General features: G+C 69.6%; 14 protein-coding genes. All 14 read right to left on the reverse strand.

The features are described from left to right. Positions 1–2,916 (reverse strand): BREX-2 system phosphatase PglZ, encoded by a 2,916-nt coding sequence (pglZ, locus tag ACQPXS_RS36060; protein WP_433453688.1) that lies wholly within the window; start codon positions 2,914–2,916, stop codon positions 1–3. Next, complete coding sequence (gene pglY, locus ACQPXS_RS36065; protein ID WP_433453689.1) at positions 2,916–6,815, reverse strand: BREX-2 system ATPase PglY; 3,900 nt, start codon at positions 6,813–6,815, stop codon at positions 2,916–2,918. Before pglY ends, pglZ begins: the two co-directional genes overlap by 1 nt. A gap of 25 nt (positions 6,816–6,840) precedes the next feature. Further along, entirely contained in the window at positions 6,841–10,587 is a 3,747-nt protein-coding gene (pglX, locus tag ACQPXS_RS36070) for a BREX-2 system adenine-specific DNA-methyltransferase PglX (RefSeq protein ID WP_433453691.1), read from the reverse strand. A gap of 60 nt (positions 10,588–10,647) precedes the next feature. Beyond that, a complete protein-coding gene (gene pglW, locus ACQPXS_RS36075) occupies positions 10,648–15,336 on the reverse strand; it encodes a BREX system serine/threonine kinase PglW (RefSeq protein WP_433453692.1) in 4,689 nt (1,562 codons plus the stop codon). A 261-nt stretch (positions 15,337–15,597) separates the two neighbouring features. After that, complete coding sequence (locus ACQPXS_RS36080; protein WP_433453694.1) at positions 15,598–16,968, reverse strand: DUF317 domain-containing protein; 1,371 nt, start codon at positions 16,966–16,968, stop codon at positions 15,598–15,600. Positions 16,969–17,033: 65 nt separating this feature from the next. Then, on the reverse strand, positions 17,034–18,152 hold the full coding sequence (locus tag ACQPXS_RS36085) for a DnaB-like helicase N-terminal domain-containing protein (protein ID WP_433453695.1): 1,119 nt from the start codon (positions 18,150–18,152) through the stop codon (positions 17,034–17,036). Next, the gene (locus ACQPXS_RS36090; protein WP_433453696.1) at positions 18,152–19,423 is read right to left on the reverse strand and encodes a DNA cytosine methyltransferase; all 1,272 of its coding nucleotides are present in this window, start codon (positions 19,421–19,423) and stop codon (positions 18,152–18,154) included. The genes ACQPXS_RS36085 and ACQPXS_RS36090 overlap by 1 nt, the downstream gene beginning before the upstream one ends. Continuing rightward, complete coding sequence (locus tag ACQPXS_RS36095) at positions 19,420–20,283, reverse strand: hypothetical protein (RefSeq protein ID WP_433456099.1); 864 nt, start codon at positions 20,281–20,283, stop codon at positions 19,420–19,422. Before ACQPXS_RS36095 ends, ACQPXS_RS36090 begins: the two co-directional genes overlap by 4 nt. Positions 20,284–20,379: 96 nt before the next feature. Beyond that, complete coding sequence (locus ACQPXS_RS36100; RefSeq protein ID WP_433453697.1) at positions 20,380–20,847, reverse strand: hypothetical protein; 468 nt, start codon at positions 20,845–20,847, stop codon at positions 20,380–20,382. Further along, on the reverse strand, positions 20,840–21,679 hold the full coding sequence (gene trpA, locus ACQPXS_RS36105) for a tryptophan synthase subunit alpha (RefSeq protein ID WP_433456101.1): 840 nt from the start codon (positions 21,677–21,679) through the stop codon (positions 20,840–20,842). The genes ACQPXS_RS36100 and trpA overlap by 8 nt, the downstream gene beginning before the upstream one ends. Further along, positions 21,676–22,146, reverse strand: a complete 471-nt coding sequence (locus tag ACQPXS_RS36110) for a hypothetical protein (RefSeq protein WP_433453698.1) — start codon at positions 22,144–22,146, stop codon at positions 21,676–21,678. The genes trpA and ACQPXS_RS36110 overlap by 4 nt, the downstream gene beginning before the upstream one ends. A 196-nt stretch (positions 22,147–22,342) precedes the next feature. After that, on the reverse strand, positions 22,343–22,945 hold the full coding sequence (locus tag ACQPXS_RS36115; RefSeq protein ID WP_433453699.1) for a hypothetical protein: 603 nt from the start codon (positions 22,943–22,945) through the stop codon (positions 22,343–22,345). A 157-nt stretch (positions 22,946–23,102) separates the two neighbouring features. After that, complete coding sequence (locus ACQPXS_RS36120) at positions 23,103–24,896, reverse strand: type IV secretory system conjugative DNA transfer family protein (RefSeq protein WP_433453700.1); 1,794 nt, start codon at positions 24,894–24,896, stop codon at positions 23,103–23,105. Positions 24,897–24,930: 34 nt separating this feature from the next. Further along, on the reverse strand, positions 24,931–25,716 hold the full coding sequence (locus ACQPXS_RS36125; protein WP_433453701.1) for a DUF317 domain-containing protein: 786 nt from the start codon (positions 25,714–25,716) through the stop codon (positions 24,931–24,933).

Here is a 25,716-nt window from a genome sequence, read left to right on the forward strand (position 1 = left end):
TCACAGTCCGAACTGCTCGATCAGCTGGCCCCGGTGCAGGCGCAGGGTGCGGTTGTCGGGGAGAATTTCCAGGATCTGGGCGCCGTCATAGTTGAGGAGCTGGGCCAGGGTCGCGGCGAGGCCAGGGGCTCGGGTGGTGGGCTGGCCGGCGCGTTCGGCCAGGGCGGTCATGGGCAGGGTGCCCGCTTCGACCAGCGCGGCCAGAGCCTTCGGCAGGACCGCCTTGTCGCGTGGCACACGGGCGAGCAGTGCCAGCTGTTCCTGGTACAGCTCGGTGGCCATGAGGCGATTCACCAGTGCGGTGGCAGGGTCCTCTGTTTGATCGGAGACGGGTACGGCCGCAGGCTTCACTACAGGGGCGACAGGTTCCTGTGGTGCGGAGGTGACCTCGTCCTCGCCGAAGAGACTGATAGCGCCCTCTGTCACGGGCGGGGCTGACTTCTTGGCCTGCTTGCGGCTTGGGCGTGCAGCGGTGGCCTCGGGTGCCGCGATGGCATCGGCTCCGGCCTTCGTCTCGGCCTCGAGTCCGGTGGTGGCGTCGTTGTCCTGCTCCCACCATGCGGGCGTAAGGTCGCCCAGCTCCCGCCACCCCGTAGGTGGCTCCGCGCCGAACGGCAGTAGGGCGAGGAGGGGGATGGTGAACTCGGCGAGGGTTGCCCCGCCGTGGTAGCCCGCCTTGAGCGCGGTGTACCGGGCGTCGTGGTCCCGAAGCGCGACGATCCGCGATCCGGGCTCCGGCCAGACCACCCGTGGTCCGGACAGCTCAATTTCGGCCGGTGCGACGGGTCCGCCGGGGGTGCGGTGACGGGCCGACCCTATGGCGCCGGCGGCCGTGTCGATCTTGCTGCCGCGTCGCTCGACCACATGGCCGTGGTCGGAGGTGAGGAGCACGGTCATGTCGTTGGCGCGGGCGGCCCGCAGCAGCGGTTCCAGGCCGCCGATCTCCTTGATCTCCCAAGCGCCGTCGCCGAGCTTCTGCTCCTTGGCGAGCCGGTCGTCGACGGTGTTGAGGACGACCGCGACATGGGTGCGCTCGTCGGCGAGCGCTTCAGTCAGGGCGGTGGAGAAGGGCGAGCCGGTGTCGGGGCTGCGCAGATCGTCCTTGTGGAAGACAGCCGCAGGGGCCCCCTTCCAGCACGGGTGCTGGGGGAAGAGCCGCTTCTCGTCGTTCTGGTCGCCCTTCATCAGGGTGCCGGCGAACAGCGAGGTGCGGGAAACGGTGGTGAGGGTGGGCAGCGCAGCGGCCACGGCACGCCTCGCCGGTGCTCCGGTCGCGCCCTGCAGCGGGTCGAACTCGGACCAGTGTGTGTGCAGTTCCTCACCCAGTTCGGCTGCGATCGCCGCACTCATTCCGTCGATGAGGAGGAGCAGGACCCGTCGGCCGGGACAGTCCACGACGGGCGCGACGACCCGGTCCAGGAAGCTTTCGACGGTGAGTATGGCGCCGGGGGCGGTGCCATCTGCGGTCCACACCGCGAGCCGCTCGGAGAACGCGCGGTCCAGCTCACGACGTTTGCTGCGCACCTGCTCGCCGATCCGGCTGTAGGCGTTGGCGAGTGCCTCGTCTGCGTCGCCGCCCGCGTCCAGGTGTTCCAAGGCTCGGTCTACCCAGCCGAGTTCGCGGATCTGGCGGGCGGCGCCGTCGGCCACCGAGGCGATGTCGACTTCAGGCTGGGACGCCAGCCACCGCCGCAGCCGCGCTGCCATCCGTACCCGTTCGATACGGGCCTGGGTGGCGCCGTCGACGGCCAGGGCGTGTTTGGTCAGCGCGGTGATGGCAGCCGTGACCGTCTCGGGACCGCCCTCGGCGAGGGCGCGGCCTGCTGCGGTGAAGCGGGCATCGAGTCCGGCGGCGAGCAGCGGACTGGCAGTGGCGGCGGTCTGCGCCCCGAACTGTGTGACGAGCTGCGCGGCCCTGCTCAGGACGGGGTCGGCGAGCCGGTGTTCGCCCCGGTCGACGAGGCCGCGGACGTACGCCTCACCGCTTTGCCCGAAGGAGGCGAGGAGTCGGTCGAGGTCGTCGCCTTGGGCGGGGGGCTGGTCGCCGAGCCATCGCTCGGCGCGCCCGCGCGCCCGGTACAGGTCGTGGTCGGCCGCCGCGTGCCCCCACAGGGCCGCGCAGACGACCGCGTAGGCGGCTGCGTCCGCCCCGTGGTCGGCGTCTACCAGGGCGGTAATGATCTTTCCGGTGGAGCCGGCCTGTTCGGGTTCGGCGAGGAAGCGGGCCAGGCCGGCCCGTTCCGGTCCGCGCAGATCGCGCAGGAGGTTGGGGCCGCCGGGGATGTGGGTCCACCGGAACAGGGTGATGGGGTCGATGCGGTCCCCGTCATCGTGTGCGGCCGGCCCGCCCAGCGCGTCCGTGTCACGGCGGCCGAGCCGGAGCCGACGCCGGGCCAGCCGGGTGAGGGCCTCGTCTCGGGAGAGCAGTCCCTTGCCGAGCGAGGGCCAACCGCGGCTGGCCGCTGCGTCAAGGAGCGCTTCGGCCGCCCAGGTCTCCCTCCGCAGCCGCCCGTCGAGGCCGCGGGCGTCGAACGCCTCCTGCACGACCTCCCAGTTGTCGACAGACCGGATCCTCCCGCCGTAGACGCGGGCGAGCAGCCCGGGGTCCAGGTCGGTGTCCTCGCGGTCGGTGAGGACGACCAGGACTTTGGGGTCGGGGGGAGTCGCCGCGTCGAGGTGGCCCAGGATCTGCTCGTGCACGGCCAGCACCGAGGGCGCGACGACCACCCGCGCCTGCAGCCCGCCAGCTGTACGCTGCACGGCGGGCCCGTCCCAGACGGGAGCGGCCCGCAGCAGCAGTACGCGGACCGTGCCGTCACCGAGCCGACTGCGGGCGGCGAGGTACTGACGGACGGTTCCTGCCGACAGCCGGGCGGGGCCGGCGGTCGTGGGGGCTGTGGTGACCGTGTCGGACATCAGTCGACGACCTTCCAGGTGACCTCGACGGTGGCGTTCGGGTGTTCGGCCGCGAGCGCCGCGATCTCCGCCTGCAGTTCGGCGGCGGCCCGGGCGGCGGTAGTCCGCCCGCCGCCGGAGCGGGCCACGGACCGGGACGGTGTGCGCGGCCCCGGCTGCTGCGGCGGCTCCGGCAGCACCTGCGGGTGGGCGGAGCCGCCGTTCAGGTCCACGCTGTCGGAGCTCGGCGGCGGAGTGGGCGACGGCTGGGGGCGCTCGGTCGTGCTCTGGCGAGACCTCAGCAGGGACAGCACTTCCCGGCCGCTGGCGTGCAGCACGCCCGGCAGGTCGGGGTAATCACCCGGGTCGCCAGCAGCAGCATCCCGCACCCGCTCCAGGACGGCCGCGCCGTCCACGCCGAGGGTGTCGGCCAGGCTCAGCTGGTCCCAGCTGGTGTTCTGCAGCGCGCTGGCGACCTTCCCGGCGCTCTTCAACGACATGCCGTACCGGTGTGCGGAAAAGTCGCCGAGAGGGAAACGGGCGAGCCGGTCCACGACGGTCTTCGCCTCGATGCCAGCTTCCGTCACCTCCTTGACCAGCTCCTGCGCCCGCCGGGCAAGGACGAGCCGGGGGGAGTCGTCGTTCAACTGGAGAAAGGCACGGTGCTTCTCCAGTTCCCCGACGAGCCGTCCGGCGTCCTGGCCGAGTGAGGCGGCGGCCTGCTTGATCTGTGCGGCGAACTGGTTGACGATCCGGCCGCGCCGCAGCTGCGGCGCCTGGTCGCCGAGCATGGTCTCGAATCGCTTGCGCGCCTCTGCCCAGTCGCTCTCCGTCGGCAGTTGCTGCTCGCGCAGGGCGTAGTCCGGCTTCAGCTCGTGCGGTGCGGGCGCGGGTTCGACGGGGACGCCGCCGCGCACCCACACCCGGTCGGTCATCTCCGCGTACGCGGCGGCGAGCAGCCGGCGCAGCGGCTCGGGGAGTCCGCGCGGCTCGGGAAGGTCGCTCCAGTCGGAGAGCTTGACCAGGGTCGGCTCGGCGGTGCCGTTCCGGCGGGCTCGGTCGTTGAAGTGGTCGGACCAGGCGGTGGACTGCCGGTAGTACGCCTCCCGCATCGCGCCGAGCCCGAGGCCGCCCGCGATCCGCGCCATGGTCTTGCGGTCCTTGGAGTCGACCTCGGTCTGGCCGTCACGGTTCTCGGCGGCCTTGCGGACATACTCGAAGACGGTCTTGATCTCGGCAGGCTTCACGGGCCTGCCAGTGCCGTCCGGGTCCAGGTCGGGGTGGGCGGGATACTGGTGGGCGAGCAGCTTGCCGGCCAGGTCGCGGGCGGCGGTATCCAAGGTCGCCCCGAGCGGAAGCCGCAGCTCGGGCACGTCCTGCTGGGCGACCAGGTGGGTGTCGAAGCTGAGGTCGACGACCCCTTCCTGCTTCTGCGTGAGCCCGTACGCCTGCCGCAGCGCCTGGGTGACGCGCTCGGTGAGGATGAGGAGCTGCGACTGGAGCATGCCCTTGGCGCGCTCTTTGTCGTCGGCGTTGAGGCTGCGCGCCAAGTCGGAGTCGAAGCGGGTCTCGTCAGCGAGGGCCTTGTCGATGACGACTAGGCGCTCGAAGTCGCTGCGGGAAGCATCGGTCAGGTGGGTGGGCAGCCAGGCCAGGGTGCGTGAGTCACCGCCCGGCTTCTCCCGCAGGGCGCGCAGCCGCTGCAGGTCGTCCATCGGCCCGAACTCGCCCTCGTCGTAGGGGAAGTCGACGATGAGCCGCCAGGCGTCTTCCTGGCTGGGACGCAGGGTTGCCTCGGGCAGGGAGTCGACATCGGCGACGTTTCCGAAGACGACCTCGACCTGCCGTTCGGTGCCCTTCCACACCAGGTTGAGCACGTCGTACGCGTCGAAGCCGCCAGGCCCGTCGCTGACGCCGAGCGCCTCCTTGAGCAGGCCGCGCATCTTGGCACGTCGGTTGTTCTGGTTGTTGTGGACCTGGGCGTTGGCGAGGACGGCGTCCAGGTCGACGCCGGTGAGCTCCAGGCGCACCACCGCACCCGGCCCGGTACCGGTCACCTTTATCTCGGGGAAGGTCGCCGCCCACTCCTTCGCCTTCTGCTCGAGCCGGCCGACCTCCGTCCCCGCGATGCGGGTGGTGATGGAGCCGTGGTTGAGGGCGTGCAGCCGCGCCAGGGTGAGGTCGGCCAGCGCGGGCACACTGGGCGCGAGCGCAGACAGCAGCAGGGTCTGCAGCAGTCGGCTGTCACCGGTGAAGTCGCGGCAGCGGGCCGCAAGTTGCGGATCGCCGAGGATCTCGGGGCGGCGGCGGTACGCCTCGACCTGGTCCTCGGTGACCTGGTTGGTCTTCAGCAGGTACGGGCGGAGCTTGTCCCGGTACAGCTTGTCGGCGGCCTCGAAGTGAACACTGGTCTCCCCGCTGAACGCCTTGTCACCGCCGCCCGCGATCGCCGGGTACAGATCGCCCAACGGCACAAGCTGCCCGAGCCGCCAGTCGTCGCGGTGATCGACGAGCAGCTGGCTCATTAGCTTCAGGCCGGTGCGGGAGCGCTGCAGGGCCGCGGAGATGTGTACCAGGGTGTCCATGAACGCCGGCGGGAACGGGTACGTCCGCCTGAACGCGCCCTCGTCCGCGCCGGTAGTGGACTTGTCATGGCCGAGCAGGGTGTCCCACACGTCCGGACCGAGCCTCTTGGCCTCGGCGAACGCCGCCTCCACCTTCGCCTCGGCCTCCGGGCTGGTGGGCCTGAGCAGGCGGGCCTGCGCGATCTGTGGGAGGTTGCGGTCCTCTAGGACGATCTTGTCGAAACGCCCGCCGCTGAGCTTCAGACTGTCCTGGACGGCGGCCTCGGCGGCCCCCGACATCTCCTCGCCGACCAGCTCACGCAAGTCGCGCTGGCGGGCGATGAATGACACCACCGGGACGGCGCGCCGTTCGTCGCCGCCCTCCACAAAGTTCGTGATCTTGTCGGCTTCGCGGGAGACGAACTTTTGGTCGTGGATGCGGGAGGCCAGCCACAGGATCAGCTCGTCCATGAAGAGGACGAGCCCGTCGTAGCCGAGGGACTTGGCGTGCGCGGCGATGACGCCGAGGCCCTTGTCCAGCGAGACGAACCCGTCGGCATCCTCGGAGGCGTTGCGCGAGAACGACGGGAACAGGGTCTGGGTGAGGTCCTGCACGAGACGGGCCCGCAGTTCCCGCGGCGTGGAGGGGTTCTCCAGGTCGAGGTCCTTGGTGTTCTCATGCTCCTCCGGCGCGTTCACCGCCTGGTCCAGCAGCTCAGTGGTCCAGGCGAAGGAGTCACCCCACTCGTCCTCCTGGCCGTCGCCGGCATCGGCGAGCTGCTCGATCACCCGCTCGTCGCCGTTCCGGCGGCGCTGCTCGGCGAAGTCCTCGAAGAGCCCGTCGGTCCGGTAGACCTGCGGCAGCGGGCAGTCTGGGTGGAGTTTCCGTACGTGTTCCACGTACTTGCCGAGCACGCGCTGCTCCAGGGACTTGGAGCCCAGCATGTGGTACGGCACCAGCAGGAACTTGCGGTCGTCCGCATCCAGCCAGGCGTGCCGGGCCCGCACCGGGTCGAGGTCGCCGCGCGCCCGAGCGGCCTGGTTACGCGACAACAGTGCGTAGAGAACGGCCATGAAGTGCGACTTACCGGAACCGAACGAGCCATGTAGATAGGCAGCCTTCGATGAGCGGCTGTCCAGCGCGGACTTGATCAGGTCGAGGGCCTCGTCGAAGTTGCCGAGCAGCCGGTCGGTGACGACGTAGTCCTTCAGTGCTGCCTCGGCCCCCTCGGGGGTGACCGCTTCGTTCAGCTTCAGCACAAAGTCGGAGGTGGACACCGACTCTGGGATGTCGATCAACTCCCGCAGCAGCGGCCGGTCCTCGGGGCGAGAGTTGTTCCTACTCATGAACGCCATGATGTCTTTAAGCTCCTCGCCCTGCTCAGTCGGACTCTGCGCCGGTGACGGCATCGGTGACGTTGTCCGTGACGGACATCTGGAGGGCTGCCTTCGCGCCCGTTCGCTTCATGGGTGCGGCTGCCCTCTTGGCGCCCCCTCTGGTGGCGGCTGCCGGGCGCCAGGCCCGCAGCGCGTCGTCGGTCAGCCCGAGTTCACCCTGCTTCTGCTGCCGGAACGCCAGGATTTCGGCGGCCGGCGACGCACCAAATTCCGGGTCGTACTCGCCGTACCACTGCTCCAGCCACGGCTGCAGCTCAAGCAGCCCGGCCAAATACGGCACGAGGTCGTCGTCACCGAGCCCAGCCTGCTGGATGTACGAGGCAAGGGCGAGGGCCTGTTCTAGATGGTCCCAGCCGGCCCACCCGTACAGCTCCGGCGACTGAACGTTGACCGTGCCGTACGACACGAATCGCTCCCTGGACACGTCGAGCGTGCCTCGGTTACGCCAATAGCTGGGCCTCAGGAAGTCGGGAGGAGAGGAGGTGTACTTCGGCGGCACAGGAGTTCGCTGGCGGATCTCCCGCTTCGCGGGCTCGTCCGGCGCAGCGTCTTCCTCACGCTGCAACTCCCACACATGCTCCCAGTCGGCGCGCTTCTTCAGTCCGGTCGGCTTGTACCGCAGCGCGGACACAAACGGCACGTGCTCTTCGGACAGCAGCTCCCGAACGGTCTTCACGAGGTCCTGCCGGGGCGCGTACAGCTCGGCGACGGACGCGAAGCCCTCATCGGTAGAAAGATTTTCAGCAAGGCGGCCGAGGGTGGTGATAGTGGGGTTGCCGCTGGCATCGAACCAGTGCACACGATCCTCGACCCGGTCGAGCAGCCAGGACTTCAACGCCTTCTGTCGCATCGCATCCCAGCCCTCGGTGGACCAACGCCGCTTGTACTCGGGACGCTCCAACATGCCAATGGCACGGTTCGACTCGATGACCTCAATCCGCCTCTGAACAAGCTCGCGATAGTCGGCCGGCCAATCCGCTCGGACCTCCGTGATCGGCGTCGACCCATGCCGCTTGAACCACTCGCCACTGGCCTCGCCAGCAACGACCCTCCGTGCAAGCACGATCTCGAAAGCACGCTCGCCAAGAGCCAATTCAGGCACGGAAGAGACGTCAGGCAGGCGCAGATCCTCAGCGTGCAGGTCGTAAAGGGAGTAAACCTGCCAGTCCAGCTCCTCTTGGAGGGCGATCATGCGGGCGCGAATCGAGTCATAGCGGGCTTCGGCTGCGCGGAGGGCACCAACCGTGGGCACGGTCTCGGAAGCGAGGGCGGCGGGGGTCGACGCGGAGAGCTGCTGGGCAAGAGCGTCCAGCTCGCTGGCGAGAATGGTTGGGTATTCGGCGGGGAGGGGAAACTCCTGGAGCTTGGTTCCGGTGAACTCATAGAAGCGTTCCCAGACCTGTGACTTGTACCCTTCGTTCACCCCCTGGCTGCCCCGGTCGTGACTCACCATCTTGAGCCAGAAGCCGGCCGTGGAGCTATTAAGTAGCCCGAGCAGCCGAAAATATTCCTCCTCCGTCGCCCCCTCTCGCAACTTGATCACCGGCGCGGTCTGCTTGAACACCTTCCCACCGCGATCCAGCACAAAGTGATTATGCGTCGCCACGAAAGCAAAAGCGATTCCCAGCGGAGTTGAGTATCGCTCTGGGTGCCAGCGACTCCACTCGTACCAAGTAAGCCCAATTTCCTCATGCGTTCCCCCTGGCTCTCGTCGCTCACGCAGCATTGCTCGGTGAACCCAGAGAGGCCGGGCGATGTCGGCGGCAAGATCGGGTTTGAGGTCGCTTCTGCGGTATGGGAATAGCGATTCGGTAGTAACCGAGATCTCCCAGTCTCGAACAGTGTCGCCTTCAATTAGTGGCACCACGCGTTCCGGGTGTACACCGAAGCGCCGCCATGTCCCGACCGGCCGGAAATATGCAGAATCATTCCCTGTGTGCGTGTATCGCCCAATCGCTCGGTTCAATTCAGCCAGACGCTTTACTTTTGCTTCCTCTAGGCTTCCGAGCATCTCTTGACCGCCATCCGCGAGGACCCACGGTTGCCTGGCAAAATATTGGCTGCGATCGAGGTCCTCGACGGAAACCCATTGGCTGGCGGATCCTGGTTCATCGATCTGCTGGACGATCGCCGTCCACACCAGCCCTTCCTCCGGATTAATCGGTGCGGAGGGTTCACCTTGAACACTTCGTACCGTTCGGATCGTCGCTTGTCGCTTCGATCCATCGCGAGGCTTACCCACGAGGATCACTGTTGGCGTCCCATGCCCAGGAATATAGGCACCCGACGTGTCAATTACCTCCGTAAGTTCGACTCGGTGCGCGAAGTAGTCCTCGATGAGCCTTGTGCCGAACTCGCGCTTCATGAATGAGTTCGCCGTGATCTGACCGACCATGCCATAGCCGGTGCCATCGGCCCCGCCCTGCTTGGCAAGTTCGAAGAACCGCTGAGCAAACGGCACAGACAGGGCGTACTGCAGTCTGCAGGCGTCGTAGAGCTTCTTGTACAGCCCGTTGAGCTTCTTGTCCTTGACCGTGATGTATGGCGGATTGCCCACCACTACGTGGTACCGCCCCTGTTGCAGAATTCCAGGGTAGTCGTGGACGTCCTCCGTGGCGTACGAGAACTCGGCGAGCGGGTCACTGGTGCCGCCGTCCTCCTCAGCCCCGAAGCCAAGCTGCAGTTCCAACTGCCGGTCCTTGATGAGCGAGTCGCCGACTGCGAGTTGGATGGGCCACTCGTACCGCCGCGCCTGTTCGAAGGTCCGCATGCCGCTCGCGGCCATCGCGGCGACCAGGAGCCGGAAGCGGGCCACCGCGACCGCGAATGGATTGAGGTCCACCCCGTGCACCGAGTCGAGGGCCGCCCGTACCCGCTCGTACGCGCCCACCTCGGGCCGCTGTTCGGCCCACATCCGCACCAGGCGTCGGAACGCGCCGAGTACGAAGTGTCCGGACCCGCAGGTCGGGTCAATCATCTTCAGACCTTCGAAGCCGAACTCCCGTACTGCGGGCGTCATAGTGCGGTCGAGGATGAACTCCTCTACGAAATCCGGTGTCTGCAGCAGCGCGTACGTCTTGCGGGCGGCCTCGCTCAGGTCCTGGTACAGGTCGCCCAGGAACCGAGTGTCCCAGCCCTCGGTGCCGTCCTCGCTCAGCGGGTCGCTGAAGTCGTGCACGAGCACAGGGCTGCCAGCCCCGTCTTCGCCGTCTCCGTCGAGTCCACCCGCGCCAACGCGCTGCTCGCGCCAGAATGCGAGCAGCGCGCCTGCACCGTCGTGTGAAAGCGGGATCTGGTAGAGCGGGTTATGTTCGGGGTCGAAGAGCAGCCGTCCGGCCTGCCCGGCGCCCAGTTCAGCGAAGGCCGTCTCTAGCCATCCTCGGTACGTCGGGTCGGCGTCTTTCTCCAGGTACTCCTCGTACCGGGCCTGGGCGGTCTCCCGTCCGGCCACGTCGGGGGACGTGATGTACGGCTCATCGATCAGCCGGTTGTCCTCGCTGAACCGCACGAAGACCGTGCCGAGCACCCAGGCCACCGCGACCTGGGTGATCCGCTCGCCAAGCCAGGCGTTCCAGGTCGCCGCCGTGCGGCCCAGCTTCCGGGCCTGTTCGTACTCGCCGCGCAGCCGTGTCCGGACCTCGGGGACGGCTTTGACCTGCTGCTCAAGGTCCGTCTCTGCCGCCTTGACCTGCGTTTGCAGGTCGGTGAGGAGGCTCTTGCGGTCGATCACGAACGGCTCCTGTGGAGAAGGGAGATGACGGAAGAAGATCAGGTCAGGAGGAGAAGTGGGTCAGGCGTCCAGCGCGAGATGTTTGCGCGTGACCCAGGCGTCAGGCACAACGATCCACTCGTCGAACCCCGCCTGGTACGGAACACTCTGCCCGGCCAACCGCGGCGCACGTGCCGGATCGGACTGGGCGACGAGCAGCCACAGCGGGCTGCCGCCCTGTCGAGCCTCCTCCGAGAGGCGCCCGAGCAGGTCGAGCGCGTCGTAGCGGGCCAGGACCGCAGTGTCGGTGAGCAACAGCGGACCATCGGCCTCCGCTAGCTGCTCCCGCAGCTGCGGCTCGATCCGCCCCCACGCCTTGTCGGTGCGTATGCGCAGCTGTTGGTGAGCCCGGCTGCCCGGCTCGGCGGCGTCCGCCTTGAGGACGGTCTCCCAGGTCGGTCGGGCGGCCTCGCCGACCACGCCGCGCAGTTCGGCTATGAACAGTGCGGTCACCGACACCGGCCGAGCCCTGTATGGTTCGCTGGCCAGCCGCCGCACCGCGTCCTCGGCCCGCCGCTGGGGCACGGTCAGGACCCGGAAGCCGTCCTGTCGTGCCGAGTGCATAAGTCGCTGCTCAGCCTTGACGGCAGCGGCGACGGCCGCGTCCGCGTCGTACTGGGTGGGGGCCGAGCGGCGCGCAGCCGAGGCACCCCAGCTCGCCGAGGTCAGCCCGGCAGTGGCGTCCCCGGAGGGGCGGTCCGGGATGAGCCGGAGCACCTTGTCGTAGCGGGTGGCCAGTTTCAGCTCGAAGCCGGCCTGCTTCAGGGCGCGGACCAGGGCGCTGCCCGTGGGCAGCTCGCGCGGCGCCAGCGGATCGGTGCCTAGGTCGGGGAAGCGGGTGGCGACCCGCTTGTGCAGCGCGTCCACCGTCAGGCCCGGCTGCCGCTCCTCCTCGACGCCCGGCTGCACGGCGACCACGCCGGCCTGGGTGATCCGCAGCGCACGCACCAGGTCCAGGTCGCGCGGGTAGATCTCCAACCGCGGGGTGAGCGCGGCCCGGGTGGAGGCGGCGACCGCGATCTCGGCCGTCCGCCGCTCGTCCCAGCCCAGGCTGCCCGGTGGCCGTCGCACTGCGTCCAGCTCGGTGAGGACCGTGCTCGCCGTCGGCAGGGACTCAAGCGCCGCGAGCCGGTCGGCCCGCACGCCCAGGTTCAGCGCGTACTCCTGCAGGGCGGGCAGCGCCGGGGTGTCCGGACCGTCCACGTCCTCCCGGACATCCAGGGCGAGCAGGCCGAGTACCGGATCGGCGCCCTTGGGCATACGCGCGTGGAAGTAGCGGAAGAGCGGCGGGGACTCGTTGTCGTAACTCTCTCGTTCGACCACCGCACGCAGCAGCGACAGGGCGAGTGCACGCCGGTCGCGCCGCTCCACGTGCTGGGTGCCCCGCCGGGCGATGAGGGCGTCGGCGAGCTCGATCACCGGGGCCACCCGGCCGCGCTCAGCCAGAAGCTCCACCACCTGCTCACGCAGCAGCCCCAGGGCCGCGTCCTTGTACCAGCGCTCGCGCGCCTTCTTCACGATCTGCGGGATCCGGCCCGCGGTCAGGCCCACCGCGTCGGCGACGTCCCGCTGCCGGACCCAGGCCAGGCCCCCGGGCAGCGTCCCTGTCTCATCGGGCAGCCGCAGCAGCAGCCGGATTGCTTCGCGCTCCTTGGCATTGGAGCGGGCGCTACCGCTGGATGGCTTCGGTACGAGACGGGCGGCGAGCGCGTCCAGGCTCAGGCCGCCCAGCACCTGCGGGTCGGCGCCGTCCCCGTCGGCGGCGACCGACTCTGCGACCGCCCGCTCCAAGTCGGAGAGCTCCTGGCCCGCCGCCTTGCGGGCCTCCGCGCTGAGCGGCGCGGGAGCCGCTTTGCCCAGGCGTGCGTTCCACTCTTTCTGCCGGCGCTGGATCTCCTCCCGGGTGCGCGAGCCCATGCCCGGCGCGGTGAGGAACTTCTTCGCCGAGTATTCCAAGACGTCCCCGACGGTGTTCAGCCCCATCGCGAACAGCTGCGACTGCGCTGCGACCGTCAGACCCGCCACCGACAGCGGCGTGTTCCGGTCGGCGCGCTCGGCCTGCTGGTCGCGGACCTGCTCGGCAGAGACGTCGTCGTCTTCCCGCCCGATCCGCGGCTGCGCCGCCGACCCGGCAACCGCGTCGGTGCCGCCCTTCGCCCCGCGCCCCGACTTCTCACCGTGACCGGTGCTCGGCGCCGTGGTCTGCTGTGCGTCCAGGAAGATCCGCTGCCAGGCACGCTCCATCGGCTTGAGATCCGGGAAGCGGTCCTTCACATCTCGGGCCAGGGCCTTACGGAAGAACGCCACCAGGCCGTCCCGGACGGCCGGCTCAAAGGCGTCTGCCGCCAGCTGCGGGTACGGCCATTCTTTCGCATCCGTCTGCCGGGCCGTGACCGAGCCGTCACCCCAGCGGGGCAGCTCGTTCGAGGCCATCTCATGCAGCGTCACGGCCAGCGCATACCGCTCGGCGTGCCCGTCGTACGAGCCGCGCGTGATGACGCCCACGAACGGGTCGAGATAGCCCTCAGTGCCCGCGTCGATCTCCTTCGCCGGGTACCCGGCGAGCGAGAAGTCGATCAGCACCAGCTGACGGGTGCCGTTGGGGCGGACCCGGATCGCGATGTTGTCCGGCTTCAGATCCCGGTGCCAGATCCCCTCCGCCTCCAAGTGCTCCACAGCACCGAAGAGGTACTTCCCGTACGCCTCCAGCTGGTCCATGCCCAAGCGGCCGTTGTCCCGCAGCTGGCGGGCAACGGTGTCCTCCCGGCGGCGCGGCCCCTTACTCGCACTTCCGTCCTGGTCCTTCAGCTCCCTGCTGTCGCCCACGTACTCCAGGACGAGGACCCGGCGCCCAGCCAATGTCAGCGGCTGCGGCTCGTACAGGGAAATGATGCTGGAGTCCCTGTGGATCCGGCCCAGGACCTCCGCCTCACGATCCAGGACAGCATGCTTGGCCTCGCTCAGCGCGACCTTCAGCACTGCCACCGGCAGGCCGCCGCTGCGCCGAGGCTCGCCCTCCAGATCCCGCACCAGGAAGGCCCGCGCGGTCGAGCCTGTACCGAGGCGGCGCACGACCTCCCAACGTCCGGCCAGTACGTCCCCGGCCACGGCCTCCAGCGGATCCTTCTCCGGCTCGGATCTTTCCTCGCCTACGCCTGCGGCTGAACCGCCGTCCCCGCCCGCGACTGCAGCCGCATCCCCGCCGCCCGGGACCTCCTCGACGAATGCCTGCTCGACGTACTCCAGCATCTCCAGGAAGTCGTCGACCGTGGACAGACGCCGACCCGGTTCGTACGCGGTGGACGCCTCCACCAGATCGTCGATGTCCGGATTGAGACCGTCGACGAGCGCGCTGGGACGCAGACTCTCTCCGGCCTCCAGACGCGCCATGACCTCGCTCTGGCTCGCGCCAGGCGCTTGCCCGGTCACCAGCAGATACGTGAGCACGCCGAGCCCGTACACATCGAGGCGCACTGGATCGGCCTTCGGAATTCTCAGCTCCGGAGCCAAATAGGGATCAGCCTGCTCCGCGACATGGAATCCCGTCACGTTCGTCGGAGCCAGTGTCAGCGGCCGGCCGCGGCTGGAGCTTTGCCCGGTGGCGATCTGCCAGTCCGCGATCTGCGTCCACGGACGCAGCCAGCGCTGCTCCTCGCCGAGCTCCCGCCCGCGTGGACCGCGGTCGCGCGGAATCACATGCACCGCGTGCGCCGACAGCGTGCGGTGGTGGACCCGCCGGGAGTGCGCGGAGCGCACCGTCTCGGCAAGCTGCCGCACCAGCGCGAGGCGCCCCTGCAGGTCGAGACCCTCACCGTGCTGGACCAGGTAATCGTCCAGGCGTAGCGTCTCCGGGTGGTAGTCAAAGAGGATCGCGGGCCCGGCGGGATGCCCCGACGGCAGATAATTCTTCAGCTGTACCGCCCCGGGATGACGAAAACGGCTGAGTACCGATGCCTCGCGGGCGGCGGCTCGCTCCACCGAGCGCCGCTCGTCGTCGGAGGCACCACGTTCACTGAGGAAGACCCGCACCCGTGCCAGATCGTGCAGCTGGGAATGGCGTCCCAGATAGTCGGCCCAGGAGGGACCGGAGTCGAACGCCTTCGCTTCCAGGAGGTAGGAGCCCACCTCGTGCTGGCGGCGGATCGGTGCGATACGGAGCTTTTTCAGGGCTGCATCGACAAAGCGGGATGCCTCGGCTGTGATCTGGTAGCGGGCGTCTCCCGGCGGCACGGCCAGCATCTCCACCAGCTGCTTGACCGTGAACACGCCGTTCATGTCGGCAGCCGGAAGGTTCACCTGAAGCTTGTCGTCCGTGAAGCAGACAGCCTCACCCACCCAGATCTTCGTTCGGTGCGCGGGCCGACCGGAGACGCCGTTAATCAGGCCGGACAGCTCCTTGGCCTTCCGGTTTGCCAGGTGCAGCGGGTTGCCATGCCGACGGCTGGTCCCGCTGGGCGTGGTCTGCACCCAGTCGTTGCCGCCGCCGTGGACCGAGCCGTGCCAGTCCTTCAACTCGACCAGGAAGACCCCGGCCGGCGCTACCACCAGAAGATCGACCTCACGGACGTGCCCGCTGTTCGCGGTGAACATGAAGTTCGTCCAGGCACGCCACGGCTCCTCATCCGGCAGACGCCGGCGGATCGCCTCAAGACCACGGCGCTCGTGCTCATACTCGGACTCGGTGACCGTTGTCCACCGGTCTTCCAGCATGCGGCTCCCCGTCCGTGTCTGTAAGCCTGCCGCAGTTCCTGCCGACGCGTTCAGGAAGCACAGCTCAACCCTCGGACCGAATCCTAAAGGGTGTCACTGACATCAAGAGCGGCCTGAGCGTGCTACGGCCGGGGCCGCGGAATCCCAGACCTGACGTCAACGGAACGGGGCAGAGTGCGCCGCGAACGAACGTGCGCGGGATCGCCGGTTTGGCCAACCGGCGATCCCGCGCTAAGTCGCCCCGCTCGTGTGCGCCAATGATCAGCGTGAACGGCTGGCGGCTGGGCCGGCCGTAACCATGGGCGTGGCCGGGGGACTGGTAGCGAGGCTGGTCTTGTGTTCGCGGCCTGCAGGCTGTGCCTGGTGCGTGCCGGTCTCGTGGGCCAGGGTTTCGGAGAGGCCGGCCAGCAGTGAACTCGGGGTGTGGGGGGACGCGGTGATGGCCCAGGTGGGCCGGTCCGGTCCGGGGCCGGCCCAGACGGTCCAGGTGGCCAGGTTCTGATTCGGGCGTTGTGCTGTGAAGGCGTCGAACTGGACGCCCGCGTTCCCGTCGGGGGATGTCCAGCGGATCCATCGCCCGTCCACGGTGTGCTTCCATCCGGCGTCGGAGAGCGGCTGGGTGGCCGCGGTGACCATCTTCTCTTCCACCGGGACGCCGGTGGTCGTGTCCCAGCCGTCGCCGTCGGCGAGGTGATTCAGAAGTTCCGCTATCACCGGGGCGGGGGTGGCGCCGGTCGCGGTGAGGACCCACATGCGGTCGGAGACGGGCGTCTCGTAGGCGGCTACGGTCCACGCGGTCTCGTGGGACGGGGTCTCGTGGACGCGCTCGATGCGCAGGGTCTGCGACTCGTGGATGGCGTGGGTTGTCTCGTCGGACCAGGTCCGCCACTTCTCGAACTCGCCGTGCCTGTCGAGGAAGGAGTCGAGGAGGGCGTCGTGGTCGCCTGCATCGGCCAGGTAGATGGGGACGGTCTCCGGCTCCGGGCGGTGAGGCCCGGGTTTCGCTGCGCCGAGCTCCAAGGCGGCACGGGCCTCGCCGGCGGCCCGCTCGGCGTCGGTCAGAGGTGCCGGACCGGGGCGCATGTCGGTGCCGTGGACCATCTCGAAGGCGAGCAGGGCCTGAGCGGGTGAGTCGAAGGTGTCGGCGACCTGGCGCAGGTGGTCCTCGCCGTGGAGGTAGACCGACTTGCCGTCATGGCCGAGGTACGTACCGACTGCGACGGTGGTGTGGCCGTCGTGGGCGTGTGCGTGGATAAGGAGATGGCCGTGGCGGATGTCGTCGTGGATCTTCTGCGCGTGGTTGGAGACCTCGCGGATCTCGCTGCGGGTGCACCACGGCATCGGATAGTTCGCCCAGGTCCATTCCTCGTCCATGGCCTCCCGGAGTCGAGGGGTGATTTCGACGGTGATGCCGCCGGCGGACAGGTGCTTGGCTGCGTCCTCCGCCCAGTAGGGCTCCTCGTGGTCGATGCGGGCCAAGACTAGGACGTTGTCGGCGAGGACGGCCCAGTCGGCTGCCTCGAGAGCCATGAGAGCGATGCGGGCCTGGCTGCCGGTCAGGACAGCGGTCACGGCGCTGGGATGGGTTGGGTGAGTGTCGAGGCGGACGTGAGCGTCGATGGAGGGAGTCACGTTGGGTGTCGTCTCTTCTGCCGGTGTCCGGGCCTTCGGGTCCGGCCACCGGCGTGAGTGGGGTGCTATCGGGTTGCTCGCGCGGCGCGGGCGGTGTGAGCGGCCGTCGTGGTCGGCGGGCCGGCGCGAGTGGCGGGTGCCGGGCACGGCCGTGGTGGAGGGACAGTTCCGGTGGCCTGCTGCCAGCGGGTGCGAACGGCGCTGATGTCGGCGAGGGCGCGGCGGGCGCCCACCACAAGCTGGAACGGGGTGTTCGCCGGGTCTCCTGCGTACGCCCAGATGCGCTGGCCAGCGTGATCGGCGGTGGCTAGGAGGGAGCGCTGCAGGGCACGTTCGCCCCAGTGCTCCACGGAACCGGCCGGTTCGGCCAGCAGACGGAGCACATCGCCAGGTTCACAGCCGTTGTCGAGCAGGCCGCGCTGTTGGGCCTCCCATAGGACGGTGACGGGGTCGACGGGCTCGCGGCGGCGGGCCAGGGCGGTCAGGCATTGCCACAGGCCGGCGTGCAGGGGCCGGGTGAGGTCGTCGGGGAGCAGCCACCGGACGGACTCGATGTCGGCGGGGTGGGCGGTGGCGGTCGCGAGGAGCAGCTGCTCCTCCTCGACCGCCTCGGTGCGGTCGGTGGTGATGGCCGGCGGCGGTACCGTGGTGCGGGGCAGCACTCCGGCGCGCGGCGGGAACCGGCTCGCGATGTCGTCCACGACCGCGGTAAGCGCGTCGGCCTCGGCGAGCACTGTCTCGTCTGGGCGCGGGTGGGAGGCGTCGTGGGCGGTTTGGATGAGGCGTTCGGCGGCCGTCTGCAGGCGACGGCGGGCGTGTTCGGCCTCGACCATCCGGGCGTAGGCCGGTGCGTGGCGGGGCCAAGGGCAGACCTGGACGAGGGTGTGCAGGTAGGAGGCGGTCAGTCCGCGCGCCTGCTGCCGGCCCATGGCGAGCACTCGGTCGAGCCACTTGGTGTTCTTCGCGTGCTCGGCCGGGTCGGGCGGAGGCAGTGTGCTGATCGCGGCGAACAGGGCGGCGTGCGCGGCGGTGGAGAACGAGTCGGCGGCGATGCCGGTTACGTCACCGAGACGGTGCGGATCAAGGAGCAGGGCGCCGAGGAGGGCCTGCTCGACGTGGAACACCGGCTTGGGCAGTGCAATTGTGTCGAGGTCCTCTTCTTCGGGTTCGGGGGCGTGGGGCATCAGGCAGCAAGGGTGAAGTCGTCGGGGTCGAGGGCGACGCCGAGGTGCGGGGCGAGGAGGTGGCCGGCGAGCAGCGGCGGTACGGCGTTGCCGATCTGCGAGAACTGCTGGCCCTTGTTGCCGGCCCAGGGGTAGTCGGCGGGGAAAGTCTGCAGGAGGCCGGCCTCGCGGGCGGTGATCCGGATCGGCTCCGGCACCGCTGGCACGTCCGTGTCGTTGGCCGGAGCCAACACCGGTTCGGCGACCCAGGTGCACTCGTTCGCGCGGTGCCCGAAGAACAGCGTGCCCGCCGGCTCGGACAGCGGACGGACGGTGGCGTTGGCCTGGTTGTTGCTGCGCAGGGACCAGGACCAGCGGTGGGCCTCGGCGGTGAACGTCGGCGCCGGAGCGTCGATGACCCGGTTCTCGCGTCCGCCGTGCCGAGCCTTCCAGCCAGCTCCTTCACCGCGGGACTGCAGGACCACACCGTCCGGCCTGGGCATCCATGTGCCGCGCTCCCGGGCGTCGGAAAGCGACTTGCGGGAGCCCGAAGGGAACGGTTCTGGCCCGCCACCGGGCCCGCCGCCGGCGCAGACGGTGGGAACGGGCCGGTCAGTCGCACCCCATCCCAGGGCCTCGGCCATGCTGACCCAGCGGGCGCGGCCCGGACCGAACAGTGAGTCAGGCTCGGCAACCTGGGCGTGGGTGGGCGTGGGAGGCTGTGCCGTGCGGACCCGGGAGGCGATCAGGATCGCTCGCCTACGCGTCTGTGGAACGCCGAAGTCGGCGGCGTTGAGGATCCCGTACCAGACCGAGAACCCCCAGCCGCGCAGAACGGCCGCGTACTGCTTCCACAGCGGTAGGACGTCCGGCACCTCCTCCATTACGACCCACTCGGGCTCGCCGACCGTGTTCAGGGCATGGAGGTAGCGCATCGGCTCGGCCGCGAGCAGCGAGCGTTCGTCGCGGCAGGTGGCGAGGAGGCGCTCGCGGGTGTCACGGCCGGCGGCAAGATCCTCGACCGCCGCGTGCACCAGCGGCTGGTCGAGTAGGCCGAGGCGTTTGCCGGCCATGCTCCACGCCTGGCACGGCGGAGAGGCGATCAGCCCGCGGATGCGGCCGAGGAAGGGCCAGATCGGATACTTGGCCACGTCGGTCCGGATCGTCAACTGCCCAGCAGCAGCACGTGTCTTGCAGGCCCACTCGTCCCATTCCAGGCCGACGTCGCGCACGCCGAGGACGCCCAGTGCCCTACTCCAGCCGCCCGGCCCCGCGAAGAGGTCGAGTATCACGTGGCCAGCCCGAAGTCGTCGCGGGTCAGCGCGTCCGCGTCCCCGCGGCACGCCCACGGGGAGCAGCCGTCCACGACGCCGTTCTCCAGGGCGTCGGCTTCGTCCGCGCCGATGCGCAGTGCTGCCCGTTCGGCGGCGGTGACGTGGTCGATCGGCGCCTGGCTCAGCGGGACGCGGGAGCGGTGCAGGAACGCCTCGCCGAGCAGTCGGCTGCCCGAGGCGTTGGCGCGCGCATTGCCCTGTCGGATGGCCGCATCGAATTCGACGACGTCCGCCCACTCAGTCGGGGAAGTGTCCCTGATATGCCTCCACTGCGCATTTCCGTGGAATGGGCACCCTAGGCAGCTCGATTTCGGCGTCTCGGCCAGCCCGAGCGAGGTCAGGTAACGAACGCAGTCCGCTCTGCTCCAGCCCAGGTCCAGAAGCGGATGCCGGTTGCGCATGTATTTCACGTCGGCGTCTTTGGCGCGGTGGAACTCGTCAGTGGAGATTCCCACCCACTGCTCCACAAACATTCCCTTGGGAACGCGCGAGGGGTAGGGGTGTCCGAGTAGTTCGCGCACCTTCTGCTTGATCGGTTTTACCTTATATTCGCCGGTGCACTGCCTGCGCGTCATTCCAGGCCGCCCGTCCTTGTTCAGGATGTGCAAGGGCATGGAGGCGAATCGGTGGTCCGGGTCCAGGGCGTCGCTGCGAATGTTTCCGGCCGAGACGCGGAGAACCGGTATACCGGCGGGCTTAGCTATCTCCTGTTCCAGTCGGTGCAGGTGGGCGTAAACGGCTTTGGGTTCCCATCCGGTGTCGGCGAATATCGCGTAGTCGACCTTCGGGAGGATCTCTTCTGCGGAAAGGGCGAGCAGGGTGCTGGACTGGACTCCCGCGCCCAGGGAAAGGGCGCGGAATTGAGGCTGATCTGAAATGGTCTGTCCTGGAGGTGGGGAAATGGGGGCGCGACCTCAATGAGGCTGGTGTGTCAGCCGGCTGGGCGGGATCAGCCAGTCGCGGTGTATGGCGTGGTGGAGGGCGCGGATGCGGTCGAGGAGGTCGGTGGCCGACTCGATGAACTGCTGTGGTGAGGGGCGGATGAGGACGGTCGGCCCCGTCGTGGCGTTGGCTCGGCGGCGTTGGTTCTCCACGGCGCGGGCGAGGGCTGCGGTCAGTTCGGCGCTTGCGTCCTGGGCGGCCTTGGTGATCTGCGCGACGTGGTCGAGGAGTAGCAGCTCTCCGGCCGTGGTGTGCGGCGTGTGCTGGGCGAGGTCGAGGAACAGCCGCAGGGCGGCGCCGGCGATGTCCTGGGCGTCGGTGATCCGCGCGGCCAGCGCGTGAGCGTGGCCGATGGTGTTGGTGCGCAGGGCCTGGTGCAGGGTGAGGGCGTCGGCCGTGATCCGGTCGAGGGCCTCGGTCGGGGCGGAGCGATCAGGCACGGGTCTCCGTGAGGGTGGTTGGGTGCAGAGCCTGGGCGAACGCGGCCGTCAGGTCCGGGGCTTGGGCCGGGCCGGTGGCCAGGGCGCGGACGACGGGGGTGCCGATGACGACGGCGTCCACCAGCGGAGCGACGCGTGCGGCGAGGGCCGGGGTGGAGATCCCCACTCCCGAGACCACGGGCAGTGGGCTCGCGGCGCGTAGCCGCTGGGTGAAGCCGGCGAGCGCCGGGATGTCGAGAGGCCCTCGGTAGCCGGTGGGGGCCGTGCTGGCGGGTGCGTAGAGCCATCCGGACGCGCCGGCGACTGCGGCCGGGAGGAGCGGGTCAGGGGTGGTGCGGGGGATGAGGCGTGGGGTGCGAAGGCCCGTCTCCCGTGCGATTTCGTGCCAGCGGGCCGCTTGGTGGGCGGGCAGGTCGACGATCATCACGCCGGCGGCGCCGGCGTCGGCGAATACGCGGGCCACGTACGCGGGGCCGTGGCGGCTCACGGGCTCCCAGTAGGTCATGACAACGGTCGGCCGGAGGCTGGCGGCGTGTTCGACGGCGCGCACCGCGTGGTCGAGGGCGTTTCCGCTGCGCAGGGCGCGGTGGTAGGCGGCCTGAATGACGGGGCCGTCGAGGGCGGCGTCCTCGGTGGCCAGGCCGACCTCGAACAGGTCGGCACCTGCCTGCGCGAGCTGGTCGAGGTGCTGGCGCTGTGCGGTTGCCGGGTGCAGGCCGGCGGGGACGAACACGCCCAGCGCACAGGGTTCTTGGGTGAGGCGGGCGTGGAGGGGATCGGCGGTGGCCAGGTTGGTGCCTTTCCCGGCGGGTGGGCTGTCGCCGGAGGTCAGCGGCGGCGCCCGGCCGGTGGAGTCGTGGGCGCGGGTGGGCTGGCGGTGTGGCGCGGTCGCGGGGCAGGCGGCATGGGCGCGGCGGGCTGGCTGCTGAAGGCGGGTGCGACGGCGTCGAGGGTCTTGGTGACCTGCTGGGTCTGGTCGCGGACCTCCCGGAGCTGCTCAGCGACGGTGTCGGGGAGCCGGTCCCATTGGGCCTGGTACTGGTAGCGCTGGATGATCTCGGTGGCGTTGCGCAGCTGCTCGGCGAGCTGTTGCAGGATTGCGGTGTGCTGCTCGGGGGCGGTTGCGGTGTGTGTGGCCTGCAGCAGCGCATCCAGAGCGATGGGCAGCGGCCCGTCCTCCGTGGGAAGGCCGTAGAGCTGGGCGTGCAGGGCTTGGGCGAAGACCGTCACGGGGCCGCCGCGGGAGCCGTGGTCGTACTTGGCTGCCGCCTGTCGGCGGACGCTGAAGCTGACGGTCACATCACGGGGAGCGGCGCCGGGGCGGATCTGGTCGGCAAGCGCGCAGGCAAGGTCATGCGCGCTCGGGGTGTCGGATGACGTGGCAAGACTCCAAGAGGGATAGCGGTCAACGGCTGGAGTGCGAAGCTGTGTACCGCCGCGCGCCCTTGACCGCGGCTCGACGATCGTTCACACCCCGACCCCACCCGCGTGGGGGTCAACGGGTGTGACGGCGGGTCGAAGGCGTGGCCGGTGTGCGGATGGCGGCAGATGACGGGCGGCGGGGAGCGGGAGGGATGTCGGCCGACGTGGGGATGCCGAGGTCGACGCGGACACCCAGACCGTGGGTGTAGGCGTGGGTTTCGGCAGCTGTCACGGCGCCGAGCAGGCCGCGCTCGTCCAGCCCGTCCGGCGGGCGATAGGAAGAGCCGTTCACCACCGGGGTGAAGCCGTGCTGCTCCAGGAGGGAACGGGCGGCGGCGGTCCTGGCCGTCACCGCCACGGTGCCGGCACTGAAGTGGAAGCGGATCTCCGGATCGGCGACGGGACTGTCGGGGCTCCAGCGGGTCGTCCAGCAGAGATCGACCAGGTCGTGGGTGTGGGCCAGGAGCCCGTACATCGCGATCCCGGCGCGCTCGTGCGCGTCCTGGGTAGTGCCCGGTGGGAGCAGGTAGAGCGTTCGGCCGAGGTGCTCCAGGGCGAGGAACCCGGCCTCGGTCAGCAGCCGGTCGGCATCGCGGATGCGGCGGTTGATGACGACGAAGGTGTGCCCGTCGTCGGTGGACCCGATGAACACATCGGGGATGTCCAGAAGAGACACGGTGGTCCAAGGGGTGGGGGTAACGGGATCTGGTGGTTGCTTCAGCGGGTCTGGCGAGCCTTTACGGAGTGGTTCGCGCCTGCTGGGCGGACTGGTCGCGGCGATGACGGCGTCCAGCGCTGCGGCGGTCGTCCTGTCAGGTGCAGGCGCGATTCGCTCATGCTGCCGGTCCGAAGTCGGACTGCGTCGGTGCGTGCTTGGCGATAGCCCGGGCGGTGATCGCCTTGGACGCGCGGTCGGACGCCGCGGACAGTTCTGCCGCGCCGGGCTCCTGGTACCACGGGCGCAGGTCGAGCATGGCGGCGCGCATACCGGTGGCGAAGCAGAGGGCCGTGCCCTTGGGCAGGGCGCGGATCTCGTCGGCGGGCAGGATCCGCTGCTGTCGCATCGATACTGAGGTCGACTTGCCGGACTCGGAGTGCGAGGTCGAGGTGGTCTCGACGTCGTGGTCGCCGATCAGGCGGGACAGCTTGTCCGCGAAGTCGGGGTCGTCGATACCTGAGCCGATGACCTTGACGGTCGAGGCGGACCACATGGCGTCCATGCCGGCGTCCCCCCAGACTTTCTGGCCCTGGCGGTAGGACTGCAGGATTGTGATCGGGATGATGCCGCGCGACCCGAGGTGGGAGTACAGGTCCGGCAGGTCGCTGATCTTGCAGACGTTGGCGGCCTCGTCGAGGATCGCGAGCATGGGCGGGTCGAGGCGTCCGCCGGCGCGTTCGGCTTGGGCGGTCGCGGCCCGCATCACCGAATCCGTGCATGCCGCGATCAGCGCAGAGGCTCCGCCTCCGCCGTCCTTGCTGAGCAGGAAGAGGGTGTCGCTGGAGGTGACGAACTCGGGCGGCCTGAACTCCGGGACGTTCTTCTGCGGGGTGACCCAGGCGGCGATCTCGCTGTTGAGCAGAGCGGAGGCGTACTGGCGGGCGGTCTCGTAGATGCCGTCCCGGGTTTCCGGCGGTCCTTCCACGGTGCCCTTGAGTTGGGCGGCGACGGCGGTGAATCCGTGGTCGCGGAGGATGTCGAGCGGGGTGCGGTCGGCGGGGAAGGCCAGCCACTGCATGACGTCGGTGATCGGCCGCTCGTCCAGGGCCGCGGCGAGGAAGAGCTGGGCGAGGATGTTGGATCCGGCCTTGGACCAGAAGTCGCCCTGCTGGCTGGCGTCCACGGAGGCGGCGAGGAAGTGGCCGGCCAGCCGCCCGGCGCCGTCGAGGGTTTTGGCGTCCGCCAAGGGGTTCCACCACATCTCGCGTGCTGCGTGCGCGATCTGCTGCGGGTCCATCGCCCACACCTGCCCGACGCGCGCGCGGGCGTCGTAGGTGGCGGTGAACGCATCGCCGGCGGCCTTGTTCGAGGTCAGCAGGACCGGGCCGGGCGCGGCGAGGATGGAGGGGATCGCGAGCGAGGTGGTCTTGCCCGAGCGGGGCGCCATGATGGCGACGGCCACGTCCTCGTAGCCCATGCGGATCTCGTGCTTGGTGCCCTGCAGGTTGCCGAGGAGGATGCCGGTGTCCCGGGCCTCGATGTGCTTGGCGTCCTTCAGGCTCGGGCGCAGGGAGCGGGCCTTGTCGGTGATCGCCTTGGCCATCAGCGGTTCGATGTCCCGGGCCTTGGCCATGCCGGTGATCTTCTTCTTCCGGCCGCCGCTGCGGTTCTTGTGCCGGGCCCACAAAATGCCCGCCGCTGTCCCGAGGGCCAGGAGCAGGAGAACAGGCACGATGCGTGCCCCGATCAGCAGGGGCGTTTCTCCCGCGTGGGGCCAGAGGCGCTCGGGGTGGAGCAGGGCGTTGGTCGGTTGGTACGGCGCCCAGCCGGCTCCGGTGAGGGAGGCGGTGATGTTGCCGGACAGCCAGGCGAGGTGGGACAGGGGGACGACGACGGCTGCGGCGCCGACTAGGAGGCGCAGGACGATGTCGTATCCGCCGGTGGAACTGTTGGAGGAGGTGGGGGGCAAAGAGTTACGTGCCTTCCGGGCGGGGGCGGGGCATTCAGCGGCTGCGGCTCTTCCTGGCCGGCGGCTGGCGCGGCGAGCTTGGAGTCGTCGGCGGAAGGGTGCGGCGGGCCGCGAGGGCGTGGACGCGTTCTTCCAGGGCGGCGGCGACGTGCACGGCGAGGACGTCCGTTGTCCGGAGGGTGACGACGTCCGGGTCGCGGGTCGGAAGACTGCGCAAGCTGCCGGTACGCGCTACGGGGTGGGGATCGGTGAGCGCGGTGGTGAACGCGGCGACCAGCCGTTCAGGGGTGTGTTCGCCGAAGCGGGCCTGCCACACCGGCTTTCGGTCCGGGCCGAGGGTGGCAGTGACGAACCAGGCTCCCGGCTCCTGCGCGTTGCCCAGGCGCTGCACGTAGGCCGTTCCGTCGGGCGACACGAGGCCGTCAGCCCCGATAGTGGGGGGCTGCCACGCGCTCTGCCGGAGCGGTTCGTACGGATCCGAGGGTGTGCTCGCTCCAGGGGCGGGGTCGGTGAGGGCGTCGGTGAAGGCGGCGATGAGTTCGACCGGGGTGCGGGCGCCGAAGCTTGCGTACCAGGCGGGCCGGTCCGCCTCCGCCGCATGGTTGAGGGTCCACCACTGTCCGTCGGGGTCGGGTTCCAGGCGCAGGAGTGCCTTCTGGTCCGGGCTGGAGAGCAGGACGCGGGGCATCAGGGGGTCGTTGCCGTGGCTCCAGCCGCAGGCGCGGTGCAGGGGGATGGTGATCCAGGCGGGGTCACCGCTGCCGGCCAGGTGGCGCGGGGTGATGAAGTCGACCTCGACGGTCTCAGGGGTCGGGGGCAT

This window comes from Streptomyces sp. CA-142005 (assembly GCF_050942335.1).
In the GTDB taxonomy this organism is placed as follows: domain Bacteria; phylum Actinomycetota; class Actinomycetes; order Streptomycetales; family Streptomycetaceae; genus Streptomyces.